This is a genomic window from Parabacteroides sp. CAG:2, assembly GCF_000436315.1.
GTDB lineage: Bacteria > Bacteroidota > Bacteroidia > Bacteroidales > Tannerellaceae > Parabacteroides > Parabacteroides distasonis.
This window is the reverse complement of record NZ_FR885287.1, coordinates 84,490-104,184: the sequence shown is the minus strand read 5'-3', so window position 1 is coordinate 104,184 and position 19,695 is coordinate 84,490. Positions and strand designations below refer to the sequence as shown.

13 protein-coding genes and 1 tRNA gene are annotated in these 19,695 nt (G+C 47.8%); 3 read left to right on the top strand and 11 right to left on the bottom strand.

Going from position 1 to position 19,695, the window contains the following annotated elements; all coding sequences use genetic code 11:
- Window positions 1–8 precede the first annotated feature (8 nt).
- From QVP94_RS08550 to dusB, 8 genes are all read right to left on the bottom strand, one after another.
- Window positions 9–2,882, bottom strand: a complete 2,874-nt coding sequence (locus tag QVP94_RS08550) for a GH92 family glycosyl hydrolase (protein ID WP_022192379.1) — start codon at window positions 2,880–2,882, stop codon at window positions 9–11.
- Between the two features lie 159 nt (window positions 2,883–3,041).
- On the bottom strand, window positions 3,042–4,673 hold the full coding sequence (locus QVP94_RS08545) for a RagB/SusD family nutrient uptake outer membrane protein (protein WP_005860022.1): 1,632 nt from the start codon (window positions 4,671–4,673) through the stop codon (window positions 3,042–3,044).
- A gap of 41 nt (window positions 4,674–4,714) precedes the next feature.
- Window positions 4,715–7,963 carry a SusC/RagA family TonB-linked outer membrane protein gene (locus tag QVP94_RS08540; protein ID WP_022192378.1) on the bottom strand — a complete coding sequence of 1,083 codons (3,249 nt, stop codon included), beginning with the start codon at window positions 7,961–7,963 and terminating at the stop codon, window positions 4,715–4,717.
- Between the two features lie 185 nt (window positions 7,964–8,148).
- Window positions 8,149–9,552, bottom strand: a complete 1,404-nt coding sequence (gene uxaC / locus QVP94_RS08535) for a glucuronate isomerase (RefSeq protein WP_005860018.1) — start codon at window positions 9,550–9,552, stop codon at window positions 8,149–8,151.
- On the bottom strand, window positions 9,549–10,223 hold the full coding sequence (locus QVP94_RS08530) for a bifunctional 4-hydroxy-2-oxoglutarate aldolase/2-dehydro-3-deoxy-phosphogluconate aldolase (RefSeq protein WP_005860016.1): 675 nt from the start codon (window positions 10,221–10,223) through the stop codon (window positions 9,549–9,551). The genes uxaC and QVP94_RS08530 overlap by 4 nt, the downstream gene beginning before the upstream one ends.
- Before the next feature lie 36 nt (window positions 10,224–10,259).
- The gene (locus QVP94_RS08525; protein WP_005860014.1) at window positions 10,260–11,303 is read right to left on the bottom strand and encodes a sugar kinase; all 1,044 of its coding nucleotides are present in this window, start codon (window positions 11,301–11,303) and stop codon (window positions 10,260–10,262) included.
- A gap of 82 nt (window positions 11,304–11,385) precedes the next feature.
- On the bottom strand, window positions 11,386–12,954 hold the full coding sequence (locus QVP94_RS08520; protein WP_022192377.1) for a PD-(D/E)XK nuclease domain-containing ATP-binding protein: 1,569 nt from the start codon (window positions 12,952–12,954) through the stop codon (window positions 11,386–11,388).
- A 299-nt stretch (window positions 12,955–13,253) separates the two neighbouring features.
- Window positions 13,254–14,243 carry a tRNA dihydrouridine synthase DusB gene (dusB, locus tag QVP94_RS08515; protein ID WP_022192376.1) on the bottom strand — a complete coding sequence of 330 codons (990 nt, stop codon included), beginning with the start codon at window positions 14,241–14,243 and terminating at the stop codon, window positions 13,254–13,256.
- Window positions 14,244–14,522: 279 nt separating this feature from the next.
- Between dusB and QVP94_RS08510 the strand changes: the two genes are divergently transcribed.
- The 3 genes from QVP94_RS08510 to dprA are packed head-to-tail and all read left to right on the top strand — an operon-like array spanning window position 14,523 to window position 17,314.
- Window positions 14,523–15,782 (top strand): peptidase U32 family protein, encoded by a 1,260-nt coding sequence (locus QVP94_RS08510; RefSeq protein ID WP_022192375.1) that lies wholly within the window; start codon window positions 14,523–14,525, stop codon window positions 15,780–15,782.
- Entirely contained in the window at window positions 15,782–16,195 is a 414-nt protein-coding gene (locus tag QVP94_RS08505; protein ID WP_005860009.1) for an acyl-CoA thioesterase, read from the top strand. The genes QVP94_RS08510 and QVP94_RS08505 overlap by 1 nt, the downstream gene beginning before the upstream one ends.
- Entirely contained in the window at window positions 16,196–17,314 is a 1,119-nt protein-coding gene (gene dprA / locus QVP94_RS08500) for a DNA-processing protein DprA (protein ID WP_022192374.1), read from the top strand. It begins immediately after the preceding gene.
- A 328-nt stretch (window positions 17,315–17,642) separates the two neighbouring features.
- Here dprA and QVP94_RS08495 read toward each other — a convergent pair.
- From QVP94_RS08495 to QVP94_RS08485, 3 genes are all read right to left on the bottom strand, one after another.
- A tRNA-Leu gene (locus QVP94_RS08495) sits at window positions 17,643–17,724 on the bottom strand.
- A gap of 72 nt (window positions 17,725–17,796) precedes the next feature.
- Window positions 17,797–18,813 carry a S41 family peptidase gene (locus QVP94_RS08490; protein WP_022192373.1) on the bottom strand — a complete coding sequence of 339 codons (1,017 nt, stop codon included), beginning with the start codon at window positions 18,811–18,813 and terminating at the stop codon, window positions 17,797–17,799.
- Between the two features lie 11 nt (window positions 18,814–18,824).
- Window positions 18,825–19,694, bottom strand: a complete 870-nt coding sequence (locus tag QVP94_RS08485; protein ID WP_022192372.1) for a DUF3316 domain-containing protein — start codon at window positions 19,692–19,694, stop codon at window positions 18,825–18,827.
- Window position 19,695: the final 1 nt, after the last annotated feature.

Below are 19,695 nucleotides of genomic sequence, written 5' to 3'. Positions count from 1 at the left end.
TAATATTATCAATTTATATAAAGGTTCTCTGTTGGGATCGCGTCTAGTTTGGACATGCTTGGCGTACGCCAGCTCCAGCCTAGGTACTCACCCTCGTAATCCTCGAAATAATGCAAGGCGAAGGGGTGGTAGCCTTTTTGTAAGGGGATGCGTCCCGTCGCTTCGATAGCGGCGTGGGAGGCATCATTGTCCACTACCTTTTCTTTGCCGATATAGAGGACGCTACCGTCATCCGAGCGGGTACTGAACTCATAGACTCCATCTTCCGGGGCGTATATATATCCGGTGAAGATATAACCGAAATGATCCGGCAATTTAGCGTTCAGGATAGAAGGCTCAGGTATTGTTCCGGTCTCGACTACCTTCGCCTTTTGCAGATCGGCTACCCATTGGAACTCTCCTTCGTAATAAGTATAAGCTACCCCATGCTTCGTAGGCTGTATGGATAATGCGGGGCGTAATACGGCTTTTGTGGCTTGGATCGAGTACGTACGGCTGGGTACGAATCCCTTTTTATATCCTTTGGCCTTGATAATCGTGGTCTCTTTTAAGACGAATGGCTCGCTGTATACGGGAGCGTTCTCATCCGGTTCCGATCCGTCAAGCGTGTAATGGATAACCGCCTCGGGTGTCGTGGATTTTAGTTCCGCCGTAATCTCACCTTCAAACAAATCCAGATCATTCGCTATGTAAGGGATAGAGACGGTAGGTTGCTCCGTATAGGAATAGGGAGCGTACTCGGGAGCGGTTCCCCAACGCTTGTCCGGTGTTGCCGAGAGCGTAAAGTCCAGTGTGCCTCCTTGCATCAACTGGTCGTAGGTGATGTAGCAATGCGATATCTCCTCGCCGTTTAAGGTAACCTTCGTGATATACTTGTTCTTATCCGGCTGGTTGGCGGTAATGACCAATGTCTTGCCATTGCCCAGCTTCATGTTCGCCTTATCGAACAACGGGGTCGTTAGGATAAACTGGTTGCTACCCGGACATACGGAGTAGAAGCCGAGGCTGCTCAAGATATACCAAGCGGACATCTGGCCGCAATCCTCATTGCCGATGATACCTTCCGGCGTGGGCTGGTACATCTCGTCCAGCAAGCGACGGGTCCATTCCTGTGTCTTCCAGGGCTGGCCTACATAGCTATATAGGTAAGCCATGTGGTGGCTAGGCTCGTTGCCATGCGCATATTGACCAACCAATCCTGTAACGTCTACCAGATCGCCGACTACCTCGGAGGTAACCATAAATAAGCTATCCAGATCAGCGATGAACGCCTCCCGGCCTCCGGACAACTGGGTCAATCCATATACGTCATGCGGGGTAAAGAAACGATATTGCCAGGCCGTAGCCTCCGTATAGGAACGTCCGATGGCGAATGGATCGAAAGGAGTCTCCCAATTCCCATCCTGCCGTTTGCCCCGGAAGAACCGGGTACTACCGTCGAATACGTTGATAAAATTCTGGGAGCGCTTGATGAACGTCTCATAATCATCCATATGTCCTAAAGCTTTCGCCATTTGTGCGATACACCAATCATCGTAGGCAAATTCCAATAGGCAGGAAACCGATTCTTTCTTGATATTCGTCGGGATGAAGCCTTCCTTTATATAATAATCCGCTCCTTTCTTATTCTTCTCCGCTGAGATTTTCATCGCTTCGAGAGCGTGTTCCGCATCATATCCGCGAATACCTTTCAAATAAGCGTCCGCTATAATCGATGTGGAGTGATAACCGATCATGGTCCCGGTCTCGCCTGCCGATAAGGGCCATAACGGAAGCTCGCCGCTGGCGTCGTACATATCCAAGAGAGACTGTACCATATCATTCACCAAGGTAGTATCCAACAGAGTCATCATCGGATGCCAGGCCCGGAAGGTGTCCCAAGTGGAAAAGGTGGAGAATTGGCGGCGACCTGCCGGGATCGTCGCTACGCTCATGTCGTGACGGCGGTATTGTCCGTTCACGTCGCTCGCTATATTCGGGATGATCTTGCTATGGTATAGCGCCGTATAGAAATTCGTGCGCTCGGCTTCGGTGCCTCCTTCTACCGTGATAACGTCCAGTTCTTTTTCCCAATTGGAGCGTGTCGCTTGATGGATGGCGTCGAAATCAAAGCCATAGGAATCCGTCTCTTGCTCAAGGTTCAGACGGGCGTTCTCCTCATTTACGATCGATACCCCGACTTTGCAGACGATGGGCTTTCCGGTAGTCGTATCGAAGGTAAGTACGGCTTGCCGTTCGGAAGGCTGTTCCATGGAAGAGAAGGGTTGCGAGAATTGCGCTACAAAGAAGACATACTGATTGTCTACCCAGCCCCGGGTACGCCGCATACCGGTAAGCTCATTCTCCCCGGTTTGCTTAACCCAGCCTTCGTATATATATTCGTTATCCAATAAATGGTCCATATCGACCACCAACGTAGACTCTATCCCTTTTTTATAGGTATATCGGTGTATCCCGACATGCGGGGTCGTGGTAAGTTCCGCTAATACACCTGCCTCCCTGAGATTCACCGAGTAGTAACCCGGGGAAGCCTTCTCGTCCGAGTGCGAGAACGCTAGAGGTGTCTGGAGTGACGGACGGAATAGGATATCGCCAAGGTCGATACATCCCGTACCGCTTAAATGGGTATGGGAAAAACCCATTAAGGTAGAATCGCTGTAATGATAACCGGAACAAGCGTCCCAATTCCCTTTCCGGGTGTCCGGACTGAGTTGGACCGCTCCGTAAGGAGCCGTGGCCCCGGGATACGTGTGTCCGTGAAATCCCGTGCCGATAAACGGATTCACGGAATCGATGGGGGATTGTGGTGCTTGGCTACAGGCCGTGAATAAGGCTATTATCCCTGTACACAAGCAAGAAGAAAGAGTTTGAATTAATCTCATGGTGTATCTTTTGTTTACTATATTATACAATTGGCAAAGGTAAACTACCTATTTGAGATATGCGTTTTTACCCGGTAGAAAATAACACGGGCTGTTTCATTTTCTGAGACAGCCCGTAATTGAATCTTATTCGTTCCTTGATCGGTTTAAAGGAGCCGGTTAATATCCCTCGTTCTGCTTCAGTTGACCATTCGATTTAGTAATCTCTTCACTTGGATACGGGAATACCATCATATGTGCTTGATAGGCGTTTTTGTTGGTGTAATCTTCGTAACCAATAATCGTGAACGCGGATTCCGGATTCGCCCGGTCTTCATATCTGCGGATACGTGGATGTGCGTTCAACTCTTTATCGGCCAATGTCTTTATGTCGGCATTGGAAGAACGGTTCCAACGCTTTAAGTCGAATAGATGGTCTGTAAACTCAAAAGCCAATTCACAACGGCGTTCGTGATATAGATCCTTCATCGTGGCGGTGCCGGCAAGCGGTACCAAGTTGGAGCGTAGGCGGATACGGTTGATATCTGCGGTTGCTTTATCGGCTTGGCCTGTCATTAAATATGCCTCGGCACGGAACAATAACATTTCTGCGAAACGGATGATCGGGAAATTGACACGGACCGTAGGCCAGTCTCCGTTAGCACTCACGGCTCCTTCACCTACAGGGTCTGAGTATTTGAACGCGTCCATGTATTTATTGATCATGAAACCAGCTTCAAGATCGGAGGTAGACCAGAACTTGCGTGTCTCGCCGAAGAACGGGAACTCTTGGTTGTATTCCAAGATTGAGCGTACTAAACGGTCATTACCTTTACCATCTTTCGCCATTTCTTCGTAGATGTCGTAAGAGGGCTTCATCTGCCCCCAACCATTATATTTGCCCCAGCCTTTGTTCTCAAGGATAATACCCGGGAATTCGGTACCGCCCGGTAGTGCGCCACCGATACTCGGAATAGTCCAGAGATATTCGGCGTTCCAATAATCTTTCAAGTCAGACGAGAATAGTTCCGCAAATGTGGGAGCTAGATCTCGATTGTAGTTGTTCTCTAATTGATTGACCATCTCGATGACGTTGTTCCATTGGGTAGCATCCCAAGTAGCCCAGTAAGCATAAGTTTTCGCTTTGAACGCCACGGCAGCAGCCTGATGTGCCCGGCCCCGGTTGTCAGCGTCATAGGATTCGAAGTTTGGAAGGTAGGCGATTGCTTTGTCCATATCTTCGATGATCAGTTTATAATTGTCCATAACGGTAGCTTGCTGAGGCGGTATGGAGTTGTCGTAATCGTCGGGGAAGTCCTCGTAACGTACGAAAGGCACTCCTTGTTTATCCGTACCGTACCGATAAGCGATCAGATAATGTGCCCAACCGCGACTGAAGTAAGCTTCGCCCAAGCTGCGTTTCTCGACGGCGGTCAGCGTCGTTCCCTTTTCTTTCTTCACTAATTCTTGGATGATCCAATTCGCACGGGACATAGTAGAATACATACGGCTGAATACATCTCTTAGAGGAGATTCATCACCGGTATAGGCTAAGGTCGCCAAAGAGTTATAACCGCGCGTACGTCCCCAAACAATGTCGCATGCGGCTCCCTGTTCCCAGAATAACTCACGGCCGTAACAACCCTCTTGATGGAATCTTTCATATAATCCGTCAATGGCATCAATGGCCTGTTGATCATTCAAGAAATAGGAGGTTGTAGTTGCGTTTCCTTCCGGCTGAACGTCGAGGAAGTCGCTACAAGAACTACAAACCAATGCGGATAATGCTAATACTGTAATATATCTTTTCATTTTGATCCTTTGTTAATATGAATATCTTTTAAAACACCCGATTAGTATGTCAATTTGACTCCGACAGAGAATACGCGTGAAACCGGATACTTCAAGGCATCCCAACCGCCGGTTTCCGGGTCCATTCCTGAGTAGTTCGTGATCGTGCAGAGGTTCTCACCGCTAAGGTAAACCGACATCATGCTGTTGCGTTCTTGCAGGTGAGCGCATTTCCTGATAACATCACTCAAGTCATAGGATACGGTGAAGTTCTTCAAACGCAAGTAAGAAGCATTCTCCAGATACCAATCAGACGGTGTGCTAAAGTTGCTATTCGGGTCGTTTTTCGATAAGCGTGGAATATTCGACCCTGTATTCGACGGACTCCAAGCGTTCATGATCTCTTTTGAGCGGTTGAAGTTTCCTTCTACATCACTTAAGGCCATATATTTACCTACATATAAAGCTTGTGCTCCACCTACGCCTTGGAACATAGCGCTTACGGAAAGCTTCTTCCAAGTGAATCCTCCGGAGAATGAGAATGTAGTTTTAGGTGTAGCGCTACCGCAGTATTGACGGTCTTCATCATTGATGACTCCATCACCATTGGCATCGACGAATTTCAAATCGCCGGCTACAGCGTCCGGTTGGATTCGTTTTCCGTCTTTGTTTACATAAGCGGCTGCCTCTGCGTCGCTTTGAAAAATGCCGTCAGTCTTGATCAGATAGAAAGAGGCCAGCGGTTCTCCTTCGGCTGTTTGATACATATATGGAAGGTTACGATAACTTCCATCGAAATAGGCATTGTCCTTGGTGATACCTGTCCAGACACCCGGGGTTCCGTCTGAGTTCTTTACCCCAATATCAGAAACCCAGTTCTTTAGATAAGAGAAGTTTCCGGAAACGAAGTACGACCAATCTTTATTTACCTGTTGGTTCCAATTGATTTGCGCCTCAAAACCTCGGTTGCGGACTTCACCTTGATTGACTAACATGGCATCGATACCGATCGTTCCCGGCCAGTTCATCGTTTGCGACTGGATCAAGTTGAACGTGCGTTTGTCGAAATAGTCGAATGCCATGCTCAAGCGATTGTCGAACATGTTCACATCTAGACCTAAGTCCCATTGCTCGGAAGTTTCCCATGTTAAGTTGGGATTTAATGCGGTAGAGTTATAGACGAAGTTTCCCCAAATCTTGTTCGATTCTACGCCGTACTGTGCCTGCTCCGACCAATAATTCTTACCTAATAAAGCTGATTTGTAATTATAACCGATAGATCCTAGATTACCGACACGTCCCCAAGAAGCACGGATCTTCAATAAATTCAGTGTCTCGCTCTTCGGGAAGAAAGATTCATTAGAGATTTTCCATCCGGCTGTTACGGCAGGGAAGTCGCCATAGTTATTATCTTTAGGTAGACGGCCTGCGTAATCACGACGCCAAGAGGCTGTAACGAAGTAACGATCGTTGAAGGAATAAGCCAGACGGGCGATCAAGGATACGTTTGCGTCAGGACCGGTCAAATAATCGGTTGCGGAAACGGAATTCGCATAGGATAGATATTGTAAATAAGCGGATTCGTCAGATAAATCTTTTCCATTAACCTCTAATCCTCGCTTGCTGTAATGATCGGCCGTAGTGGATAGTAAGACACCCACGGTGTGCATGTCATTAAACGTATTGTCGTAAGTCAATGTGTTTTCCGTTTTCCATGCGTCTGCACGGTAAGTCGTTTCATCCAGATTATTTGTCAAGGAGGGTTTTCCCACCTCGTCACGGATCGGGCTGAAGTTCTTATATAGATTATTCTTCAGGTTGTAAGTGAAACGGCTCGTGAACTTCAAGCCGGTAACGATATTAGCTAGTTCCAGACTGGTCGTACTCCAGATGTCGCTGGTTCGGTCATAGCGGTTTTCCGCTTCCAGCAAGCGAACCGGATTGACAGCGTCTCCATGGATATCTGCGAAGTTGGAGCCATATTTGGCGATGTAATCCGGGTCTTCGGTCGTTGTTCCACCGTAAGTGCCATCCAGCGGATTGTAAACCGTAGCGCTGGCAGGCATATACATAGCCGCCGCAACAACTCCCGTATAACCACTGTCGGTATCTTTTGAACGGCTTTCGTTGTTTTTCCAAACCACGTCTTCGGTGATAGTCACCCATTTATTCAATTTGAATTTACCGTTGTAACGAAGTGAAAGGTTCTTGTTGAAAGTATTGATCAATACACCTTCATCATTATCGTAAGCAAATGAAACACGGTTGGAGGCATTCTCGGAACCAACATTCAAGGCTACGTTATGGCGTTGGTAGAAAGCGGTGCGGAAGATCTCGTCCATCCAGTTGGTACGTGTGGTACCTACCCATGGGTTCTTGGTCAAATCCCAACCGGTCGGCAATGTAAGCCCCGCGTTTGCGTAAGACAGTTTTCGCATCTCGAGTTGCTCTTCCGCATTTAACGGCTCGATTACGTTGCTAGCTTTACGAACACCGAAAGTCGCGTCATAGCTCAACGAGGTCTTGCCCTCTTTCGCCTTCTTGGTGGTTACCAAGATAACACCGCCGGCTCCGGATTGCGCTCCATAGATAGCGGCAGAGGCAGCATCTTTTAAGACGACAATCGTCTCGATATCATTCATAGAGGCGATGGGTGCGCCGGGAACACCGTCAACAACCCATAATACGTTATCGCCATTCTGTGAGCCCTGTCCACGAATCACGATCGAGGGTGTAGCCGTCGGGTCTCCACCGTTCGCTTGTACGGTAACACCCGCTAACTGCCCTTGCAACATACTTTCGGTAGAGGTAACCGGACGGGCCACCAAGTCTTCCGTGTTGTTCAGCACGCCCACGGAAGCGGAGAGATCTTGTTTGCGTTGCCCCGCTCCATAACCGAGTACGACTACCTCATCCAATTTCTGCGTATCTTCTTCTAGGATGATGTTGAAGGTCGTTTTCCCGTTTATCGGGATACTTTGCGTCATATAACCGATATAACTGATCTCTAAGGTAGCGTTTTCCGGAACTTCCAGTAGGAAATCTCCATCGAGCCCGGTGATTACTCCGTTTGTCGTCCCTTTTACGATCACGTTCGCGCCAATTACGGGAATCCCCGCCTGGTCTTTGACGATACCGGAAATCTGTTTCGTACTTTGTTGGTAGATGCTGGGACTCAGATGTTCTAAGCCCGATGATTGCCCGAAGACGGGAGAAGCTTGAGCGGTTTGGGTACCTGCCACTATGCCACATAAAGACATCCCTACGCATAGATGCTTGACAGGGATGAAATCATAAAGCCGTTGTTTCATGTTTGCGTATTTTAGTGTTTATCTAAATCTGCCGCAAAAGTAGGCGTAATATGTGCGAGTATAGTGGAAGGTCTTATGAAGCGTTTGTGAATAAAATGTTGCAAAGCTGTTGCAGCCTTACTGCAACGCACGTGCAGTGTTACTGCGACAGGCGTGCAGTAACACTGCAATGCGGGTTGCAGTAATCAGAAATCAAAGTATCGTTTAGCGTTGTTGTAACTGATGTCCTCCACCATCTGTCCAATGAAGGAAAGCTCGGAGGCAGGCAATAAGCCTTTCTCTATCTCATTGCCTAGCATATTACAAAGGATCCGGCGGAAATACTCATGACGGGGATATGACAGGAAGCTACGGGAATCTGTCAGCATACCGACGAAACGGCTTAAAAGACCGAGGCTGGAAAGCGCATTTAATTGATCTTCCATACCTTTGATCTGATCGAGGAACCACCAAGCCGCTCCATATTGCATCTTCCCGGGTACACTGCCGTCGTTGAAATTGTAGGCATTGGCTACCATCAACTCGGTGTCGCGGGGGTTCAGGTTGTAAACGATCGTTTTCGCTAACAGCCCTTCTTGATCTAAACGACTGAAAAAGCGGTTCATGGATACGGAGATCGGCTGATCGTCGATAGCGTCGAAACCCGTGTCCGGTCCTAATAACTTGAACATCCGTTTGTTATTATTTCGGTTAGCGCCGATATGGAATTGTTGTACCCATCCACTCCGGGCATCCATCGCCGCCAATTCGTATAGCAATGCCGAACGGTATTTGCGAACTTCCTGCTCCGTGAGCGATTTACCCATACGAGCCTTGAGGAAAATCACCTCAATCTCCTGCTCGGTATAAGGTTCGGCATAGAAAGTATCCAACCCGTGGTCCGATAACCGGCACCCTTGGGCGGCGAAGAAATCATGCCGCTTTTGTAATGCCTCCAATAAATGCTTGTAGGTGAGGATGGTCTTATCGGCGGCGGCCTCCAGCTTGGACAAATAGTCATTTAGCGCCTTGAAATTATCGATAGCGAGTACCTTGTCCGGTCGCCATGCCGGATATACACGGGTGTGGCATCCGCTTGAACGTATTTTTTGATGGAATTCCAATGAGTCTATAGGATCGTCGGTCGTACAAACAACCTCTACGTTCATCCGTTTCATGATGGCTTGCGCACGATATTCGGGAGTACGCAGTTTATCCGTACAAGTTGCGTAGATTTCCTCGGCGGAAGCCGGATTCAAGACTTTATGGATTCCGAATATACGGCTAAGTTCCAGATGTGTCCAATGATAAAGCGGGTTTCGCATCGTGTAAGGCATCGTCTCTGCCCATTTAAGGAATTTCTCGTAAGGGGGCTTATCTCCGGTGATATATTCTTCGGGAATACCGTTCGCTCTCATCGCCCGCCATTTGTAATGGTCTCCGCCCAGCCATATCTCCGTAAGATCCTCGAATTGATGATTCTCCGCTATTTGCCGGGGATCCAGATGGCAATGGTAATCAATGATGGGCATCTTCGCCGCATGCTCGTGATATAACTCACGGGCCGTGTCGGTTTGGAGCAAGAAATCTTGATCTAAAAAGTTTTTCATACTTGGCGATACTTTTGAATGATAGATAAGGCGTCGCGGCATAAATCTGTAATGGATTGCCAATCGTTTCCCGCTATCGCTTCTTTGGGGAAGAGTTTGGATCCCATTCCTACGCAGGTCACGCCGGCCTTGAACCAAGCGGATAGATTCTCCTCTGTCGGCTCCACGGCACCGGTAGCCATGATTAGGGTCCATGGCATGGGGGCCTTTATGTTCTTGACAAATGAGGGACCTCCTACATTTCCGGCGGGGAATATCTTGCAAAGGTCGCAACCTGTTTCTTGGGCAAAGCCGATCTCGGATACGGAACCGCAGCCGGGCGTATAAGGGATGAGGCGACGGTTACATATCTTCGCTATCTCCGGGTTAAACAGCGGGCCGACTACGAAGTTTGCCCCTAGCTGTATGAATAAGGCGGCTGTGGCCGGGTCTACGATAGAACCTACGCCCAATACTAATTCCGGACATTCCTTGGCGGCGTATTTTACCAGCTCGCCAAATACCTCGTGGGCGAAATCTCCCCGGTTAGTAAACTCGAAGGCTCTGACGCCTCCCTCGTAACAGGCTTTTACAACTTGTTTTGCGATCTCTACCTCTTTATTATAATAGACGGGCACCATTCCGGTTTGGATGATAGCCTGTAATGTTTGTATTTTATTGAATCGAGCCATATTGGGAATTAAAAATTGAAAATTGAGAATTGAAAATTAGCGGGAGACACGGCCGGAGGTGTCGCCGGACATGAGTTTTTCTACTTCCTCTACGGTTACTTGGTTGAAGTCTCCGTAGATCGTGTGTTTCAGGCAGGAAGCCGCTACCGCGAAGTCCAAGGCTTTCTGGTCGTCACCGGGGTAGGAGAGCAAACCGTAAATAAGACCTCCCATAAAAGAATCGCCTCCACCTACACGATCTACGATATGGGTGATGTCATACCGGCGGGATTCGTACAACCGGTTGTCGGCGTATAGCACTCCGCCCCATGTGTTATGATTGGCATTGATGGAGCCTCTTAGCGTGATGATAACTTTCCGGGCACGTGGGAAGTGAGCCATTAATTGGGTACATACCGACTGGAAAGAAGCGGCGTGTACCTCGCCTTCCGTGGCGGCGGCGTCGAAACCTTCGGGCTTGATACCGAAGACTTTCTCGGCATCTTCCTCGTTTCCTAGGATGATATCGCATCCGGCTACTAGTTCCGGCATGACCTCATGGGCTGTCTTACCGTATTTCCAGAGATTTTTCCGGTAGTTGAGGTCGCAGGATACCGTGATGCCCAATCGGTTTGCCGCCTGTATCGCTTCCAAGCATACGTTGGCGGCACCTTCGGATATGGCTGGCGTGATACCTGTCCAGTGAAACCAAGAGGCATCCTTGAATACCTCGTCCCAATCGATCATCCCCGGTCGGATCTCGGCGATGGAAGAATGAGCCCGGTCATATACCACCTTGCTGGCACGAGCGACCGCTCCGGTCTCCAGAAAATAAATGCCTAACCGTTCCCCTCCGTAAATGATCTTGGAAGTTCCGATACCCTGTTTGCGTAATTCCATAACGCAGGCACGGGCGATGTCATTTTGGGGTAAACGGGTTACAAACTCAGTCTCTATGCCATAGTTGGCGAGTGAGGCGGCGACATTCGCTTCCCCTCCGCCGAAAGTAGCGTTGAACTGATTGGCTTGGCAAAAGCGTAAATAGTCCGGAGTAGCCAGCCTAAGCATGATCTCTCCGAAAGTTATGACTTTCTTACTCATGGTGGTATAGTATTATGTTTTTCGCAAATGTAAGGGTTTATTTCGAATAATGTATAGCGTGTGTGCGAAAACATAGGCTTTTTTATTCCACCACCCACCGCTCAATGTTTCGTGTCTCGGAAGAAAAGTTTACACCGATCTTGAAAACCTTGCGTCCATCGTTGGCGAAAGGCAGGGCGTATCGTTTCTCGTCGATTTGCCGCAGGGCATCTTCCGCGGAGCCATTCAACTTAAACTCCATGATGTATATGTAACGATCGGTCTGTACGACGAGGTCGATACGACCGTTTGAGGTGTGGTATTCCACCTTGGCGTAAAGCCCGATCAGTCGGAAGACAATGAAAAGTACATTTTGGTAATGCAACTCCGTGTCTCGTTCCGGCTTTTGGCCGGCGATCACCTCGTAAGGGGTGTCGGCGAAGAAGCTTTGCAAGCGACGGAAGAAAGCGTCGTAATCACCATTCTCCACCTCCCGGACAAAACGCCCGATTTCGAAAGGAGTCTTTGGGGCGCTAACACTGGTGTAGAAAGGAAGCAGGTATTTGACAAAGCCTTCTTCTACCTCTAAATTGGGAAATCCTAGTTTATAGATACCAAAGCGAGAATCATAATCCTTGATCGTAAGGTAGCCGCTTTGGTAAATGACAGGGACAGGATTGCTAGAGGTTGAGTCGATACTATTCAGCACATCGGCATCGGTTTCGGTATTTGCCAGCTCATAGAGGTCGTAATGGGTGTGCTTGAGTAACTCTACTAAATAAGAAGGTGTTCCGGTCTCGAACCAATAATCCTCAGGCCGCATATATTTAAAGGTATTCAGCAGGCTGAAAGGGTTATAGATACCCGGTACGTTGGCTACGAAATGATAGCCGTCGTAACGCTTTTTCAGCAAGGAGCGTGTTTCATCATAGGTCAGTTCGAGGGAGGAGGCCAGTTTATGGATATCTCCGTCGAAATAAGTTAGTAACTCTGCTTCCGTAATCCCGCAAATCGCGGCGTATGGCTCTCGCATAGATATATCGTCCAAGTTATTTAGGTCGCTGAATACGCTCACTTTCCCGAACTTCGTGACACCAGTTAGAAATGCCAGCCGGATATATCCGTCCATGGTTTTCAACACACCGTAGAACGCCTTTAATATCGCACGATATGCCTCTTGAAGCTCTGCGTTCTCTAGGGCTTGGAGTAAAGGCTTGTCGTACTCGTCTACCAGCACGACAACTCTTCGTCCTGTTTTCTCATAAGCTCGGCGTATCACACCGGTGAAACGATCGGAAGGTGTGGTCTCCCTGTCATCCTTCCCCCACCGGTCTTCCCAAAGATTCAAGAAACGCCGTAGTATGCTTTCCAAGGCGCCTGCGTCTGAGTATTTCTCGGCATTCAAATCCAGATGCAGGATGGGATACTCCATCCACTCTTTCTCCAGATTCGCGATCGCCAATCCTTCGAATAGCTCTTTCTTCCCTTGGAAATAGGCTTCCAGAGTAGAGAGTAACAGGCTTTTCCCGAAGCGTCGGGGACGGCTGAGGAAGTAGTAACTTCCGGTATTCGCCAATTGATAAACCAAAGCGGTCTTGTCGACGTAGAGATAGCCGTCCTTACGAATCTTCTCGAAGTTCTGTATACCGATGGGATAAATAGTCTGGTTCATAGTGCCAAATATTTAATGTGACCTATTGACAAAGATACGATAAGTTTCTTGATTTAGGATATAGAGTCCGGAAAAACAAAAAAGCCGCTAGTCCCAATATGGATGCGGCTTTTTTTGCTCCTCAATGAAACAATCTCACGATTCCCCCCTTGCAAAGACTTGTTAACCTTAGATCTAAAATACTATGAAAAAAACTCGATGCAAATATAAAGGGTTTTATAATATGCGTCAATAGTATTTGTAACATTTTATTGTAAAAATATCGCAAATGGGTTTCAATTTGATATATATCAAGCTTGTTATTCTGAAATTCCGTACTTTTTAGGAATATTATTCATAATTTCGAATAATTCGTTAACAGTCTCCGCACGTAGCATGGCGATCCGTGTTTGCTTGAAATCGGTAATACCTTTGAAGAGCGGAGTAGCTGCCAGATGACGACGAATATGTAAGATTCCCCTACGTTCGTCCAATCGTTCCACGCTTTGCTCCACTTGTTTTTTTAGGATATCCAGATACCAAGAGAAAGGCTCTTGCGGCAATAATTCCCCGGTCGTAAGATAGTGTTTTACCTCCCGGAAGATCCAAGGGCGGCCTATGCTAGCCCTACCGATCATTACGGCGTCTACGCCATAGTCCTCGAAACGCTGCTTGCATATCTCGGCGGAAGTCACGTCGCCATTCCCGATGATAGGGATTTGCATGCGAGGGTTATTTTTTACGGCACCGATCAAGGTCCAATCCGCCTCGCCCGTGTACATTTGCGCCCGTGTACGTCCGTGGATGGAGAGGGCGGCGATACCGCAATCCTGTAGTTGCTCGGCCAGATCCACGATAACGCGGTTGTCGGCATCCCATCCCAAACGGGTTTTCACGGTGACGGGGATGTTCACGGCTTTCACCACCTCTCTCGTGATCTCCAGCATCAACGGGATATTGCGTAGCATGCCGGCCCCGGCTCCCTTGCCCGCTACTTTCTTTACGGGGCAACCAAAGTTTATATCTAAAATATCCGGACGAGCTTCCTCGCAAATACGTGCGGCCTCTACCATCGAGGCTACGTCCTTGCCGTAAATCTGGATAGCGACCGGACGTTCATCATCGGAGACATTTAGTTTTTGCTGTGTTTTGTTCACACTGCGGATCAACGCGTCGCTCGATACGAACTCCGTATATACCATGTCCGCCCCGAAGCGTTTGCACATCAAACGAAACGAGATATCCGTCACGTCCTCCATAGGCGCCAAGAATACCGGACGCTCCCCTAAATCTATTGAACCAATCTTCATACCTTCTGTTTGCTAACTAAATAGAGATTACAAAAGTACTTCTTTTTGGGGAATAATTTTTACATCTCGTAAGATGATCGGTGGATGGAACAGGTGTTTTTAATAATCCGGATCATTTATGATATATTGATAGAGTTCGGATTGCCCCGCTTTATTTAGGATCTTGTGCTTCTCCAACTGGAACTATTCTTTCATGATGGGATGGAGGGTTTGTGCTTATAAGAAATCTTCTCAAATATTATTCGTACCTTTGCTACCGTAATATTAAAATATATAACCTTGAAAGAGAAGGATTTTGAAATAATGGCGCCTGTCGGTTCCTATGAATCGTTGATGGCTGCTATACAAGGAGGGGCCGACTCCATTTATTTCGGTATCGAAGGATTGAATATGCGTTCTCGCTCGTCGAATAATTTCACGACGGAGGATTTGCGCAAGATCGTCGCTATTTGCGGGGAACATGGTATCAAGAGTTATCTCACGGTTAATACGGTTATTTATGGTGAGGATCTTCCGTTGATGAGGGAGATCATAGACGCCGCTAAGGATGCGGGTGTCTCCGCCATTATCGCCGCCGATGTGGCCGCTATGAATTACGCGAATAGCATCGGGCAAGAGGTGCACTTATCCACGCAGTTGAATATCTCGAACGTGGAGGCGTTGAAGTTTTACGCCCGCTTCGCCGATGTGGTCGTATTGGCTCGCGAATTGAACTTAAAGCAGGTGCATGAGATTTATCAGGAGATCGTGAAGCAGCAGATCAAAGGCCCGAAAGGGGAATTGATCCGCATAGAGATGTTCGCTCACGGGGCTTTGTGCATGGCCGTGTCCGGTAAATGCTATTTGAGTTTGCATGAGATGAACGCTTCCGCCAACCGGGGGGCTTGCATGCAAATTTGTCGTCGTGCCTATACGGTGCATGACAAGGATAGCCAGATCGAGCTGGATGTGGAGAATCAGTATATCATGTCGCCGAAAGACTTGAAGACGATTCATTTCATGAATAAGATGATGGATGCCGGCGTACGTGTGTTCAAGCTGGAGGGGCGTGCCCGCGGGCCGGAGTATGTGCGTCTCGTGACCGAATGTTATAAAGAGGCGATCAAGGCCTATTGCGAAGGTACCTTCGATGAGGAGAAGGTAGCGGTTTGGGACGAGCGTCTGCGCAGGGTCTTTAATCGCGGTTTCTGGGATGGCTACTATCTGGGACAACGATTGGGTGAATGGAGCAGTAAATATGGCTCCGGTGCTACCCGTAAGAAAGTGTACGTGGCACGGGGTATCAAATACTTCAGCGGAATCGGTGTCGCCGAGTTTGAGATGGAGTCCGGTTCCTTGAGAGTAGGCGATGAGATCTTGGTAACAGGTCCCACGACCGGAGCCGTTATGCAGACCGTCGATGAGATCCGGGTAGACCTGAAACCGGTGGAGGAGACCGTGAAAGGGGAACGCTTCTCGATAAAGATGTCCGAGAAGATCCGCCCGTCCGATCGTCTTTATAAAATGGAGAAAGTACAAATCGAAAAAGAACTACGATAATGAAGGAATATATTTTTAAACTGACAGACAAGGTTCGCGATTATGAGTGCGATTTGCAAGGCGTGGTGAATAACTCCAATTACCAGCATTATATGGAGCATACCCGGCATGAGTTTCTAGAGTCGTTGGGTGAGAACTTCGGCGCCATGCATGAGAAGGGCATCGATGCTTTTGTGGCCCGTGTGGATATCCAGTTCAAGAACTCCTTGCGGAGCGGCGATCGGTATACTTCTTGCCTGAATGTATATAAGAAAGGGGTGAAACTGGTGTTCGAGCAAGATATTTACCGGGAATCCGATGGGGCGCTGGCTACTAAAGGAGTCGTGGAATCCGTTGTCGTAGAGAATGGCAAATTAACCAGAGGAGAATATTTCGATGAGATGCTAAAGCGAATAGAATCAAAACAAGCATAAATGACAGACAAACAGATTTACCAAATTGGCCTTACTATGATTAATGGGGTGGGAGATATCCTAGCCCGCCATCTTCTGGAAGCGTTGGGAGATGCGGAGGCCGTGTTTACGGAAAAGCGCCAGTCGCTAGAGAAGATACCGGGTATCGGCGATTCGATTATCACCGAGATTAAGCGGGCGGATGTGCTCTTACGGGCAGAGAAAGAATTGGCTTTTGCCCAAAAGAACGGTATCTCTATCTATTTCTTGAAAGATATGAATTATCCGGAACGTCTGCGGGAATGCCCGGACGCTCCGGTTTTATTTTATTTCAAGGGGAACGCGGATTTAAACGCCGCCCATATCATCAGCGTTGTGGGTACTCGTAGGGCCTCCACTTATGGACAGGAAGTGACCGAGCGTTTATTGCGGGATTTATCCGTGATTTTCCCGGATCTATTGGTCGTTAGCGGACTCGCGTATGGCATCGATATTTGCGCTCATCGGAATGCGTTGAAGAACCAATTGCCCACGGTGGGCGTATTGGCGCATGGTTTGGATCGTATCTATCCTCCCGTGCATCGCTCTACGGCGGTCGAGATGTTGGAGCGGGGAGGTTTATTGACCGACTTTCCTAGCGGGACGAATCCGGATCGGCAGAACTTTATCCGGCGAAACCGGATCGTAGCCGGTCTGGCGGATGCCACGATCGTTATTGAATCGGCGGAGAAAGGAGGCTCTTTGATCACGGCGGATATCGCTTTCTCGTATGGCCGGGATGTCTATGCCTTTCCGGGCCGGGTAACGGATATCAACTCTAAGGGATGTAATAGCTTAATCCGGCAGAATAAAGGAGGCTTGATCACTTGCGCTGACGATTTAATCATGGCGATGCGTTGGGATGTCGCTCAAAAGACGGACGCGTTACCGGTCCAAACCCAATTATTATTTCCTGAGAACGAGGAGAGTGAACGGATCTTGTCGTTCTTGGAAATGCGAAAGGAATCTCATATCAATGAATTGTCCGTAGCCTTGAATCTTCCGGTACATCAATTATCTTCTCTGCTCTTTGAGTTGGAATTGGATGGAAAGATAAAATCGATGCCGGGAAGCATCTATAAACGAATGAAACCCCTATAAATAATTAAAGCCTGTCTCACGACAAGCCCTAACCAAACTTTGTTAACCTTAAATCTAATACTATTATGAAAAAACCACAATGCAAAGATAAGCTTGTAAAGCCCCTTTGTCAAGGGTTTTGAGTATAACTTGTGTTAAACAACATGCCAGTCCGGTGTAAAAAATGTTTTTGAATTTGAAACTATACAGAATATGCGCAAAATCTTCTAAAATTAACAATTTGGATATTGTTTGTAATCCTTGATCTGCACAGTGCTTGTATATATGGAGGAGGTTTATCCATACTAAAAAATCCTTGTAAGCGAACTTACAAGGATTTCTGGATTTGTGCGGCTGAAGGGACTCGAACCCCCACGCCGTGAAGCATCAGATCCTAAGTCTGACGTGGCTACCAATTACACCACAGCCGCATTGGAATCGTGTGCAAAGGTAATGCTTTTTTATAAACTTGCAAATATTTGCGTTGTTTTTTTAGCGAAACCTTATTTCTTCTCGGTCTCGGACAAGAGGTGGGTGATCGCCGCCTCGATAATCGTATCTTTACCTTTCTCGATATCTTCTTGGGTCATAGAAACCTTATATGTAGGATCGATACCGAATTCCGTATGCTGTTTGTTTACATCTAGCATGGGAGACGCGGAGAAACGGACACCCCAGCCGTTGGGCAACTCGGAGTTAAAGGGGAAGCCACTACCGCCTCCGGTGCGATCTCCCATCGTCGTTACATAAGGCATCATGCGTACTTTCTGCACGAAATCGTTGGCGGCGCTGTAGCAATGACGATTCGTTAAGACCACGACAGGGCGTAACCAGCGGATACGCTCGGAAGGTGAGAGATAAAGGGGATAAGGTTCGGAAAAGTCATCGTGCCCTTTACCCGTCTTATGTTGGATATAGCCGGTCAGTATCTTTTCCTCCAAGAAACGGGAAGCGATGCGATCGGCGTTTGATAACATGCCACCGCCATTATCCCGAATATCGAAGATCAAACCTTTGCAATCCTTGAATTGATAGAATATGTGATCCAAACCGCTTTCGCCGGCCGAACTGGAAAAGCTACCGTAGTAAATATACCCGATCTGCCCGTCACTCAATGTCGTGTATTTAAGTCCTCCGGCGATCGAGTAGTTCCTTCCGAGATAATTCTCTTGTATGTCCGAGTCGAAATTATTCGGATAATCGAGGTACCAATCCCAATAGCGGGACATATTGAAGGTGGATATCAAATTGGTATGCCCGTCTTTCAGCTCGTTTAGCATATCGCCTAATACGTCAAATAGGACGTATTGGTTCATCGTATCGCTTATCTGCGTCTTATAACGGTCGTGAACCTCGTTCCAATCAATGTCCTTGTATTCGAAGAAGCAGTAATTCTCATCCAATATTTTCCAAAGCGCCTCAAAGTTCTCCTGTGGGGAGGCCACGTATTCGTCCGATTTCTCACATCCGGTAAACAGGAATCCGAGAGATATACATATATATATAAGGTATCGTTTCATTTGATTTCCTTTTAATAATAAGCGCTTCTGAACCGCTGGGTATTCTTTAGGCGTTTTCCTCCGAAAGAGATAAATTCTTTCACGAGGCCGATCATAAAAGAGTGAGAGATTATATGAGACTGTATCCCATTGACATCTGTACGGTAAGAGCTGTTTAGGTAACCTGCCCGTATCGTAAAATTACAAACCGGGAAATCTACCGTGAAAAAGTTCTTCATGGCGAATTTATTATGGAAGGAATTGAATTGCACCACTCCCGAGGCATTCCCTAGGTTGAAGATCTCGTAATACGATTGCCCGTAATGGGGGGAGAATAAAACACCGGCGAAGGGGATCGTGAACTGGTAGCGTAGCGTCATGGGATATTCCTTGACGCGTAACTTATAGATCGCCATGGCAGAGATGTTCAAATCGATATCCGCTTTCGCCGAGGCCGGGTTATTTCCGTTACGGGTATTGTATATAAAACCACCCATGCCATGCACGGCACCACCCGCCAGAAGCTTTAGATCCGGCAATAGCGTGGGCAAATGATAATGGTAACCCAACGTATAATCGATAAAGCCTGCGAAATCCGTAGCGGTAGAGGCGGCATTATCCGTGGTAGCCAGATCGACGCTTATGATTTGCTGTCTGGATACCCGATAGTTTGCCAGCCGGACCCTCTTCATCCGTTCATTCATTACCCGTAATCCGGGGCCTGTATATTTCTTATCTTCCATGCTGGGAGATAAATAGGTGTCCATTAGGTTGTAGCTTCCTATACCGACCATGGTCCCGCTGTTGATAGACCAAGGGATCTCGTCTCCATCGGACTGGGCCTTGGCCGGTGACGCGAGAAACAGCAGGAACAAACCAATCAAACAGGTGATAGCTTTCATA